The 10,677-nt window shown below is 63.6% G+C and carries 8 protein-coding genes; 2 read left to right on the forward strand and 6 right to left on the reverse strand.

The window, feature by feature from the left end; genetic code table 11:
- The first annotated feature begins 83 nt into the window (after positions 1-83).
- A complete protein-coding gene (locus B5E66_RS10420) occupies positions 84-1,379 on the forward strand; it encodes a D-alanyl-D-alanine carboxypeptidase family protein (RefSeq protein WP_087232570.1) in 1,296 nt (431 codons plus the stop codon).
- A 114-nt stretch (positions 1,380-1,493) separates the two neighbouring features.
- Here B5E66_RS10420 and B5E66_RS10425 read toward each other — a convergent pair whose 3' ends face one another.
- The 6 genes from B5E66_RS10425 to B5E66_RS10450 form a co-directional block, all read right to left on the reverse strand.
- Positions 1,494-2,258, reverse strand: coding sequence for a biotin--[acetyl-CoA-carboxylase] ligase (locus tag B5E66_RS10425; RefSeq protein ID WP_087232573.1), 765 nt, complete (start codon positions 2,256-2,258; stop codon positions 1,494-1,496).
- Complete coding sequence (locus tag B5E66_RS10430) at positions 2,255-2,743, reverse strand: metallophosphoesterase family protein (RefSeq protein WP_087232576.1); 489 nt, start codon at positions 2,741-2,743, stop codon at positions 2,255-2,257. The genes B5E66_RS10425 and B5E66_RS10430 overlap by 4 nt, the downstream gene beginning before the upstream one ends.
- 15 nt (positions 2,744-2,758) lie before the next feature.
- Positions 2,759-3,616 (reverse strand): 16S rRNA (cytidine(1402)-2'-O)-methyltransferase, encoded by an 858-nt coding sequence (rsmI, locus tag B5E66_RS10435; RefSeq protein ID WP_087232579.1) that lies wholly within the window; start codon positions 3,614-3,616, stop codon positions 2,759-2,761.
- Between the two features lie 13 nt (positions 3,617-3,629).
- On the reverse strand, positions 3,630-4,325 hold the full coding sequence (locus B5E66_RS10440) for a tRNA1(Val) (adenine(37)-N6)-methyltransferase (RefSeq protein ID WP_087232582.1): 696 nt from the start codon (positions 4,323-4,325) through the stop codon (positions 3,630-3,632).
- A 150-nt stretch (positions 4,326-4,475) separates the two neighbouring features.
- A complete protein-coding gene (locus tag B5E66_RS10445) occupies positions 4,476-4,646 on the reverse strand; it encodes a DUF362 domain-containing protein (protein WP_087232585.1) in 171 nt (56 codons plus the stop codon).
- Positions 4,647-4,976: 330 nt separating this feature from the next.
- Entirely contained in the window at positions 4,977-5,888 is a 912-nt protein-coding gene (locus B5E66_RS10450; protein ID WP_087232588.1) for a PSP1 domain-containing protein, read from the reverse strand.
- A gap of 593 nt (positions 5,889-6,481) precedes the next feature.
- On the opposite strand from B5E66_RS10450, the gene B5E66_RS10455 reads away from it, so the two are divergent.
- A complete protein-coding gene (locus B5E66_RS10455; RefSeq protein ID WP_087232591.1) occupies positions 6,482-10,450 on the forward strand; it encodes an efflux RND transporter permease subunit in 3,969 nt (1,322 codons plus the stop codon).
- Positions 10,451-10,677: the final 227 nt, after the last annotated feature.

Here is a 10,677-nt window from a genome sequence, read left to right on the forward strand (position 1 = left end):
GTTTGTGGTATCTTATAGTATAGCATAAATCGTCGAAAAGCGCAGGGCCTGTCCGAGGCGCTCTGCTTTGAAGGAGGTTTGTTATGAGCGATCTTTTCCGCCTGAAGCTGCGCCGCGCCGGGGCGGCGGTGTGCGCGGTGGTGCTGGTCTTGTGGCTGGCGCTGCCCGCCGCAGCCGCTTATCCCATGCCGGTGCAGACCACCTATCAGGATGAATCGGTCTATCTGTTCGACCTGGACACCGGCAAGACCATCCTGGAGCAGAATGCCAGCCAGCCCCGTTACATTGCCAGCCTGACCAAGATGATGACCGCCCTTTTGCTGCTGGAGAGCGGGGCGGATCTGGACGGGGAGGTCACCGTGCCCACCTCCCTGACCCAGGAGTTCACCGACATCCGCAACGCCAACGGCACCACCATGGGCCTGCGGATCGGGGAGACGGTCCGCCGCAGGGATCTTTTGTACGGGCTGGTGGTGGCCAGCGCCAACGATGCGGCCAGCGTCATCGCCAGCGACCTGGCGGGAGGCGACATCACCGCCTTTGTGGCCCGGATGAACGCCCGGGCCGCCGAGCTGGGCTGCACCGACACCAACTTCACCTGCCCCCATGGGCTGTATGACTACGGCAACGTGTCCACCGCCCGGGATCTGGCCAGGATCGCGGCGGCCTGCTACGCGCAGTCCGGGTATATGGAGGCAGCCCAGTCGGTCACCTATACCCTGCCCGCCACCAACCTCCACACCGAATCGCGGGAGATCCAGACCACCAACCTGATGCTCTACCCCGACCAGCCCTATTACAGGGACTACATCCGCGGCATGAAGACCGGCTTCACCACCCTGGCGGGCCGGTGTTTCGTCACCTTTGCCCAGCAGGAGGGCCATACCTATGGCCTGGTGGTGCTGGGGTCCGACCTGGACAACATCTACCGGGAGTGCGCCGAGCTGCTGGATTGGGTGTTCGCCACCTTCAACGACCGGCAGCTGGTGGATACCACCGCCGTGCTGGCCACTGTCCCCCTGACCCAGTGCCGCGCCTACCCCGAGGTGGAGCTGTATGCGGCCAACGTGGTGGACGGCTACGGCCATCCCGACGACGCGGTCACCTTCGAGTTCCAGCTGCCCGAGAGCATCCGGGCCACCGTGGAGGAGGGCCAGGTGGTGGGCACCGCCACCGTCCTGCTGGACGGTTATGAGGTGGGGAGCGTAGATCTGGTCACCCACCGGAAATACGTCTCCAACTTCCACACCGACCTGGTGTCCACCCTGAAGCTGCTGCCGGCGCTGGTGGTCCTTCTGCTGGTGCTGGCGGTGTTCACGGTGCTGGCCGGCGGCGGGCCGGGGCTGTTTGCCCGGCGCGGCAGGAGAAGGCGGCACTGAGCGGCGGCAGGCGCGAAAAACCAAACGAAAAGGCCCGGACGGGGATAAGACCGTCCGGGCCTTTCTGCTGTGGAACATACAGCGCGTAATATTACAGATCGTATTTCCAAAAACTCACAGATGGCCATAGATGCCCTGGATGGATACCTCCCCGGTAAAGACCCGCTCCTCCCCGCTGTCGGTGCGGACGATGAGCCGGCCCTCGGAGTCGATGCCGGTGGCGGTGCCTGTGCCGGCGTGCCCGCCCTGGTTGAAGGAGACCTGCCGGCCCAGGTTGACGCAGGCGGCGGTGTATTCCTCCCGGTAGGGGGCGAAGCCCTCGGGTCCGAAGGTGTACAGCTCCCGGTCAAAGCCGAAGTCGGTCAGGCCCTCGGCCAGCCAGGAAGGGTCGGTCTCCAGATCCACCCCGGCCCCCTGCAGCAGCAGGGAGGTGCCGTAGGGCAGCTCCGCCTGGTCAAAATAGCTTTGGGGCTGGGCCAGATTGATGCCGATGCCGCACAGATACCCCCGGCCCTGGTCGTTGGTGCCGTAACTGACCGCCTCACAGAGGATGCCGACCACCTTTTTGCCTCCCAGCAGCAGGTCGTTGGGCCACTTGATGGCGCACTCCACCCCGTAGCGCAGGGCCAGCTGCTTGCGCACCGCCAGGCTGGCCAGCAGAGGCAGGGTCCCGGGCTGGACCATGGGCACCTTGAGCACGGCGGTGTAATAGAGGGCCTGCCCTGCCGCGTTGACCCAGCGGCGGCCCAGACGGCCCCGCCCGTCGGTCTGGCAGGTGGTGTACACCGCCCCCACCGGCCCGAATTCCTCGATATGCTCTTTGGCATAAAGATTGGTGCTGCCGCACTGGGGCAGGCAGCGCACTTCGTTGAGGCTCACCGCTTGGGCACCTCCCTGTGCTCGGCCCGCATCACCTTGCCGTCGGCCAGGGTCAGGATGCCGTAGGTGTCCGGCCCCACATAACACCGCCCGCAGGAACCGGGGTTGAACAGCAGAACGGTGCCGTGCTGCTCGGCCAGAGGGATGTGGGTATGCCCGAACAGGGCCACTTCCGCCCCGCGGGCGGCTGCGGTCTCAGCCAGTGTGTCCAAATCGTATTTGACACCGTACATATGCCCATGGGTATAGAATACTACCACGCTGTCAAAGGCGGCCAGGCCGTCCAGCGGCTCCAGCGCGCCGTAATCGCAGTTCCCGGCGACCGAGTAGACCCGCAGCTTGGGGGAGACGATCAGGGCGCGTTCCAGGTCGTGCAGGCCGTCCCCCAGGTAGATGACGGCGTCGGCGTCGCTCTCTGCGGTGAGGATGCGCTGGACCGCCTCCGCGCTGCCGTGGCTGTCGCTCAGGATCAAAAGTTTCGTCATAAGGATGGCTCTCCTTTATTCTCCGCCGCCGTCCTGCTCTTGCAGGGTCAGCAGCAGCTTGTAGATCTCGCTTTTCCCGTAGGGTGTGCCCTGGGCCGCGGCTTTGGCGGCGGCGGTGGGGGGCAGCCCCTCCTGCCGCATCAGGGCCAGGGCATGGGCGGCGGCCTCGGCCAGGGTGGGGGCATCGGCAGGGTCCGCTTCAGGGGCGCCTGCCATTACCAGAACATATTCCCCCCGGGGGTCGGCCTGTGCATAGTGGGCGGCGGCCTCGGCCAGGGTGGTCTTCCAGATCTCCTCGTGCAGTTTGGTCAGCTCCCGGCAGAGGGTGACGCTGCGTTCCCCGCCAAAGGCGGCGGCCAGCTCGTCCAGGGTGGACCGCAGCCGGTGGGGCGCTTCGTAAAAGATGACGGTGCGCGTCTCCCCTTCCAAGGCGGCCAGCCGTTTGCGGCGCAGACGGCGTTCGGCGGGCAGGAACCCCTCAAAGACCCAGCGGGAGGTGTCCTGGCCCGACACGGCCAGAGCGGTGACGCAGGCCGAGGCTCCCGGCACCGGCGTGACGGGGATCCCCCGGGCCAGGGCGTCCCGGACGATGACCGCCCCGGGGTCCGAGATGCAGGGCATCCCCGCATCCGAGCACAGGGCGCAATTCTCTCCCGCCTCGATCCGGCGCAGGATGCCCTCGCCCCGGTTCAGAGCGTGCTCGTGGTAGCTGACCATCGGCTTTTTCAGCCCCAGATGGTTGAGCAGACGCATGGTGACCCGGGTGTCCTCAGCGGCGACAAAGTCTGCCGCCCCAAAAGCCGCTGCCGCCCGCGGGGTCATATCTTCCAGATTGCCGATGGGGGTGGCGACGATGTACAGCGTTCCGGCCATAATACCTCCAGTGTCAGCCCTCGTGGGCTGGTCCATATTGTGCGGCCCCGGCGCTGACCAGGATGTCAGGCTCCAGCTTCAGGCCGGTGCGGCGATTCTTCTGCCCTTCCACCAGGAACAGCCAGGGCGCGGCCCCGGGGCTGCTGCGCACAAAGGCCAAACGCTTGGGTTCCAGCCGGTACTGGCGCAGCACGGCCAGCACCTCGGCCAGACGCTCGGGCCTGTGGCAGAGGGTCAGCTTGCCCCCGTCCCGCAGCAGCCGGAATGCGCAGGCGCACACGTCTGCCAGGGTGCAGCTGCCCTCGTGGCGGGCGGCCGCACGGGCGGGGTCGGGGCTGGCGGGGCCCGCCGCAAAATAGGGCGGGTTGCAGGCGGCCAGATGGTACTGGCCCGCCTCCCCGGGATCGGGCGTCCAGGTGCGCAGGTCGGCGCAGACCGGGCGGATGTGGCAGATGCCCTGGTCGGCGGCGGCCCGGGCCAGCAGGGCGCTGGCTTCGGGCTGGAGCTCCAGGGCCAGACAGGGGCCGCGGTGGCCTTTGTCGTGCCATTCCAGGGCCACTACGCCACAGCCGGAGCACAGGTCCGCGGCGCGCTGTCCCGGGGCGGGCCGGGCAAAGCGGGCCAGCAGCAGCGCGTCGGTGCCAAAGCAGTGGGCCGGGGTGCAGTAGATGCTGGTCCTATTATACAAAATTTCGGTTGAATATTCCATAGCTAAACCTGGGCCCCTATAAAAAAAGATGCGCCCGGCGGGGGCGCTGGGCTGCGAAAGGAAAGCGGCCCGGTGGGCCGTGCGGACAACAGGCAAAAACGGCGGACCCTTTCGGGCCCGCCGCTTTGGTCTGCTTTGTGGCGAAATCGCTTACTCAGCGGTGATAGCGCCGGTGGGGCAAGCGCCCTCGCAAGCGCCGCAGTCGATGCAAGCGGCAGCGTCAACGACGGCCACGTTGTCCTCGACCTTCACAGCGCCAACAGGGCAAGCGCCCTCGCAGGCGCCGCAGCCGATGCATGCGTCACTAACCTTATGTGCCATAGTAGAACTCTCCTTTCGACCCGTGCCTAACAAAACTGGAAAACGGGGAAACCACCCCCAGAGGTCTGCTCCTGCACGGCCGCAGCCAAGCCTCTCTTAGGAGACGCCGTCTGCGGCGTCTTTTCCTGTGCCGATTGTAGCAAAGACAAACCGAAAAGGCAAGACTAACCGTGCCCCGGCAACAACCAAACCTGCGATTTTGGCTGAATGCACAAAAGCATCCGCTAACTTTCGGGGAGTTTACGGCGTGTTTTTCGTGGAAAATCACGATACATGGTTATACTAAGCTAACCGTGTTATACTAAGCTAACCGTTTTTCCCCCGGCAAAGTCAGCCGCGCACGTCGTCTTCCCCGGCTGCCGCCACCACGGGGGCGGGGTCCTGCAGGCCCGAGTAGTCGTCGCTGGGGTCGGGGCGGCGGGGCGCACGCTTGCCGCCCGAGATATACTGGCACTGGCTGGCCTTGTAGTATTTGGGGGCGATGGATTCGGTGGACAGCCGCACCCGCAGGTAGCCCGAGATGGGGTTGGTCTCCACCACCAGGCCGGTGCCGTCGGGGGTGCGCACCGTGCTGCCCACCATGGGCATGATGCTGTTGAGATACTCGTAGGCCGACTGCTCATACCCCAGGCAGCACATCAGGCGGCCGCAGCAGCCGCTGATCTTGGTGGGGTTGAGGGAGAGGCCCTGTTCTTTGGCCATCCGGATGGATACCGGCTGGAAGTCCCGCAGAAAGCGGCTGCAGCAGAAGGTCTGGCCGCACAGGCCCAGGCCCCCCATCATCTTGCTCTCGTCCCGGACGCCGATCTGCCGCAGCTCGATCCGCATATGGAAGGTGCTGGCCAGGTCCTTCACCAGTTCGCGGAAGTCCACCCGGCCGTCGGCGGTGAAATAGAAGGTGACTTTGGAGTGATCGGGGGCATACTCTACCTTGACCAGCTTCATTTCCAGGCCGTGGCGGTCGATGCACTCCCGGCAGATCCGCCATGCCTTTTTGTCCTCGTTCTGGCGCTGGTGCATCCGGCGGATGTCCACGCTGTCGGCCATCCGCAGCAGGGGGCGCAGGGGCCGGGGCAGCTGGTATTCGGGCGTGGGAGCAGCCTCCCGGACCGCCTGGCCGCAGACCGGGCCGCGGGGCGTGTCGGCCATGACATAATCCCCGGCGTGGACCTCCAGTCCGGCGGGGTCGAAATATTCTTCTTTGCCGTTCTCATCAAAACGGACGGCGATGGCTTGCTTCATAAAATATATACCTCACTGTTGTATCAAACGGTCAAACCGGCCCTGCCCGGATGCGCGGGCCTGCCGCAGGGCAGGGCTTTGGGCGGGGATGGCCGGGGTTTTGCCCCCGGCATGGCCCCGTTTTTCAGAAGGCGCCGCCTTTTGGGACGCCGGCGGCAGGGCTCCTTCTGCATGGGACGGCCCGGTGCGGCCGTCATCTTCACAGTATATCACATTTTTTTGCAGTTTTCCATCTGTAAATCCGGCCAAAAGGCCGGGACGGGGGAAAATTTGGGAAACGCCCTCAAAAAAATCACATTTTGGCTCTTGCAAGTGCGCCCTGTTCGTGTATAATTGAAAAGAACTGCCCGCGTCCAAAATGACGAAAAAACGAAATCTAGACAGGACTGCAATAAACTGTGCGGGCGGCGCGTTTTGCGTATGTATGGGAATGCAGGACCCGGGGCGCGCCCGGACCTTTGGAGCGCGGCCCGATCCTGTGCAGATCCATCCCGAGAGCGGAGGCGTTGGCCGCGCCTGCCGGCATACAGCCAGTCTGTCCGGCGCCGCTGCGGTACCGCGGCGCCGGATCATCAGTCAAAAAGGGAAGACTCATGGAAAAATACAGTGTAAAAAAGCCATTCACCGTGCTGGTCTCGGTCCTGATCGTATTCCTGATGGGATTCGTATCGGTGACCAACCTGCGCACCGACCTGCTGCCCGAGATCAGCACCCCCTACCTGATGGTGGTGACGGTCTATCCCGGCGCCAGCCCTGAAAAGGTGGAGCAGGAAGTGTCCCAGGTGCTGGAGAGCGCCCTGGGCACCGTGGCGGGCGTGTCCAGCATCACTTCGACCTCCGCCGAAAACTACAGCATCGTGCAGCTGGGCTTTGCGGCGGATACCGATATGAACAGCGCCCTGGTCAAGGTGTCCAACACCCTGGACCAAAACGCCGACAGCCTGCCGGACATCTGTCTGACCCCCTCCATCCTGGAGCTGAGCATGGACATGAGCAGCCTGATGACGGTGGCCGTGGGCCGGGAAGGGTCGGATATCTTCGAGCTGACCAAGTTCATGCAGGAGAGCATCATCCCCGAGCTGGAGCGCCAGGAAGGCGTGTCCAGCATCTCGACCACCGGCCTGGTGAGCGAGTATGTCCAGGTGCAGCTGAACGAGAGCAAGATCGATGCACTCAACACCCTGCTTCTGGAGCAGGTGGATACCCAGCTGGCCCTGGCCAAGGAGCAGCTGGATGCGGCCGCCCAGCAGCTGGCGGACGGCAAGGCCCAGCTGCAGCAGGCCATCGATACCTTCGGCGATGTGTTCGCCTCAGGGGTGATGGACCGGGTGGCCGGCATGGTGTCGCAGGCCAGCGAGGAGATCCGCGCCAAGGTGCAGACCCTGATGGACGCCATCGACAACCTGATCGCCTTTGTCAACGAGCCTGAGATCCAGGCGGCCCTGGTCACCGTCCGGGACGGCCTGAACGAGATCATCGACGAGATCAGCACCACCGGCCTGCGGGATATCGACGACCTCATCGACGTGGTGTCCAAGGTCCGTGACCTGACCGACCAGCTGACGATTGCCCTGCAGCAGCTGCAGCAGCGGCTGGATCAGCAGACCGGCAGCGACGGCTCCACCGCCGGGGATCTGCTGGATACCTTGCAGATCCAGGAGAGCCTGAACGTGGTCTACTCCACCATGCAGGACGTGCTGGACAGCCTGAACCGTCTGCCCGAGCTGCTGGACCAGTTCGAGACGGTGTACGCCGAGATGAGCCAGACCCAGCTGGAGGCCTATCTGCAGATCACCGAGGCCCAGCGCCAGGTGGACGAAGGCCAGAAGCTGTACGACCAGTATGCGCAGGAGTTCGAGCAGGCCAAGGCCAGCGCCTTCGCCAACGCCGATGTGAACAACCTGCTGACCATCGACCTGCTCAGCCAGCTGATCTACGCCCAGAACTTCTCGATGCCGGCCGGCTATGTGGACGACGCCGACGACAATTCCTGGCTGCTGAAGGTGGGCGAGGAGTACAGCAGTGTTGCGGACCTGGAAGGCGCTTTGCTGCTGCACATCGAGGGCGTGACCGACGTCTACCTGAGCGACGTGGCCGATGTGGCCGTGGTGGACAACGCCGGCGATTCCTTCACCCGGCTGAACGGCGAGCAGGCCGTGGTCCTGAATATTTACAAGAGCACTTCGGCCAGCGCCAACGCCGTGTCGGACGCCTGCCTGGCCGCGTTCGATGCCATGGAGCAGCGGTATGAGGGGCTGAATTTCAGCGTCCTGTCCAACCAGGGCAACTACATTACCGTCCTGATCTCCAGCATCCTGTCCAGTATGGCCCAGGGCGCCATCCTGGCCATCCTGATCCTGGCCCTGTTCCTCAAGGATGTCAAGCCGACTTTGGTGGTGGGCATCAGCATCCCCCTGTCGGTCCTGTTTGCGGTGGTGCTGATGTATTTCACCGGCCTGGACCTGAACATCATGAGCCTGGCGGGCCTGTCTCTGGGCATCGGTATGCTGGTGGATAACTCCATCGTCGTCATGGAGAACATCTACCGCCTGCGTGCCCGGGGCGTGGCGGCCCCCCGCGCCGCCGTGCAGGGTACACGGCAGGTGTTCGCCTCCATCGTTTCCTCTACTCTGACCTCGGTGTGCGTCTTTTTGCCGGTGGTGTTCACCAAGCAGATCACCCGCGAACTGATGCTGCCCATGTGCCTGACCATTGGCTACTGCCTGATGGCCTCCCTGCTGGTGGCCATCACGGTGGTGCCCGCTTCCGCCTCCACCATCCTGAAGGAGGCTCAGGTCAAAAAGTGGCCCTGGTTCGATAAGATCCAGGAGAAATACGGCCACAGCCTGGAGTGGTGCCTGGATCACAAGGCGGCCCCCATGGGCGCCGTCGTGGTGCTGCTGGTCTTCTGCGTGTGGCGTGTGGCCTCGATGGGCATGGTGATGCTGCCCGATGTTTCCAGCACCGAGATCAGCATGAGCGTGACCACCCCCAGCGACATGACCCGGGAAGAGTCCTATGCGATGGCCGGCCAGATCCTGGAGACCGCCATGGGTCTGGATCAGGTGGCTGAGGTGGGCGTCACCACCGACACCACCATTTATGGCGTGGATGTGGGTATGCTGGGCAGTACCATCAGCAACCTGCTGTCCACCACGACCACCGGTTACGGCACCTATGCCTACAACATCAAGCTGGTGGAGGGCGCCGGCGCTTCGGACGCCGAGCGTGTGGGCGCGGCCCTGGAAGAGGCCATGACCCAGTACGACTGCACCAGCACCGTCACCATCGACGGTATTTCCGAGATCACCAGCCTGCTGGGCAGCGGCCTGTCGGTCACCATTTACGGCCAGGATTTCGATACCCTGGAGAGCCTGGCAGGCGACGTGGTGGAGATGGTCAACAGCACCGAGGGCTTTGCCAACGCATCCACCGGCCTGGGTGCGGGCGACCAGACCATCGAGCTGCATATCGACAAGGATAAGGCCCGCGCCGCCGGCCTGACGGTGGCCCAGGCTTACCAGCAGATCGCGGCCCGGCTGACCACGTCCACCGATTCCACCACCATCAACATCAACGGCGAGAGCATGACGGTCCGGGTGGTGGATGACACCGATCCTCTGACCGTGGAAAACCTGATGGATATGACCTTCAACACCACCAACTATGCCGCAGACGGTAGCCAGGTGGCGGAGGTGCACACCCTGCGGGAGTTTGCCGAGATCACCTACGGCACCACCCCCGACTCCATCACGCGGCAGGACCAGACCCGCTGCATCACCGTGTCGGCCGAGACGCTGGAAGGCTACAACACCACCGTGCAGGCCCGCCAGCTGCAGCAGAAACTGGATGACTGGAGCGCTTCCGGCTCCCTGCCCGAGGGTTACAGCGTCTCCCTCAGCGGCGAGACCAGCACCGTCAACGATATCATGAGCCAGATGATCCAGTGGCTGGCCCTGGCTCTGCCCCTGGTCTACCTGGTGATGGTGGCCCAGTTCCAGAGCCTGCTGTCCCCCTTCATCGTGCTATTCACCATCCCTCTGGCTTTCACCGGCGGCATGATCGGTCTGCTGGGCCTGGGCGAGCAGCTGAGCATGATGAGCCTGATGGGCTTCATCGTCCTGATGGGCACCGTGGTCAACAACGGTATCTTGTTCGTGGACTACACCAACCAGCTGCGTCTGGGCGGCATGGACCGCCGCGCCGCCCTGGTGGCCACCGGCAAGACCCGTATGCGTCCCATCCTGATGACTGCCCTGACCACCATCCTGGGCATGATGATGGTTCTGTTCAGCAACGATATGGCCAGCCAGCTGATGAGCAGCATGGCGATCGTCATCATCGGCGGCCTGACCTACGCCACCTTCATGACGCTGTATATCGTGCCTATGATGTATGATGTCTTCTTCAAGCGGATGCCCCATGTGGTGGATATCGGCAGCGAGGAAGACCTCGACGACGTCCCCGATGACGCAGCCGAGTACCTGGCCCAGCAGACGGCCCTGCCCGGCCCGGCCGATCCCCTGCCCGCCGACGGCCCCGCCCCCAAGGACGGCCAGTAAGAGCGACCCATCACGAAACAAAAAGCGCACGCGAAAGCGTGCGCTTTTTGTTTCGTCTCCGGAGTTAGAACTTCCAAACTAAAGAAAATAAAGAAAAAATGGAAAAATTGAAAATTGGGTCTTGACACCGGGGGGGGGTATGTTATGATAGGCACACAAAGGAAAGGACCTTCCTTTGAACCTGTTTTGGGTCTCTATCTTTTATACACCATAAGGAGGAAAAATTC

This window comes from Faecalibacterium sp. An121 (assembly GCF_002160915.1).
Classification (GTDB): domain Bacteria; phylum Bacillota; class Clostridia; order Oscillospirales; family Ruminococcaceae; genus Faecalibacterium; species Faecalibacterium avium.

Bases quoted from the DNA above. Each gene is read 5' to 3' on its own strand.
- B5E66_RS10445 (WP_087232585.1), bottom strand. From the start codon at position 4,646: ATGGCACATAAGGTTAGTGACGCATGCATCGGCTGCGGCGCCTGCGAG.
- B5E66_RS10455 (WP_087232591.1), top strand. From the start codon at position 6,482: ATGGAAAAATACAGTGTAAAAAAGCCATTCACCGTGCTGGTCTCGGTC.
- B5E66_RS10450 (WP_087232588.1), bottom strand. From the start codon at position 5,888: ATGAAGCAAGCCATCGCCGTCCGTTTTGATGAGAACGGCAAAGAAGAA.
- B5E66_RS10440 (WP_087232582.1), bottom strand. From the start codon at position 4,325: ATGGAATATTCAACCGAAATTTTGTATAATAGGACCAGCATCTACTGC.
- B5E66_RS10430 (WP_087232576.1), bottom strand. From the start codon at position 2,743: ATGACGAAACTTTTGATCCTGAGCGACAGCCACGGCAGCGCGGAGGCG.
- rsmI (WP_087232579.1), bottom strand. From the start codon at position 3,616: ATGGCCGGAACGCTGTACATCGTCGCCACCCCCATCGGCAATCTGGAA.
- B5E66_RS10420 (WP_087232570.1), top strand. From the start codon at position 84: ATGAGCGATCTTTTCCGCCTGAAGCTGCGCCGCGCCGGGGCGGCGGTG.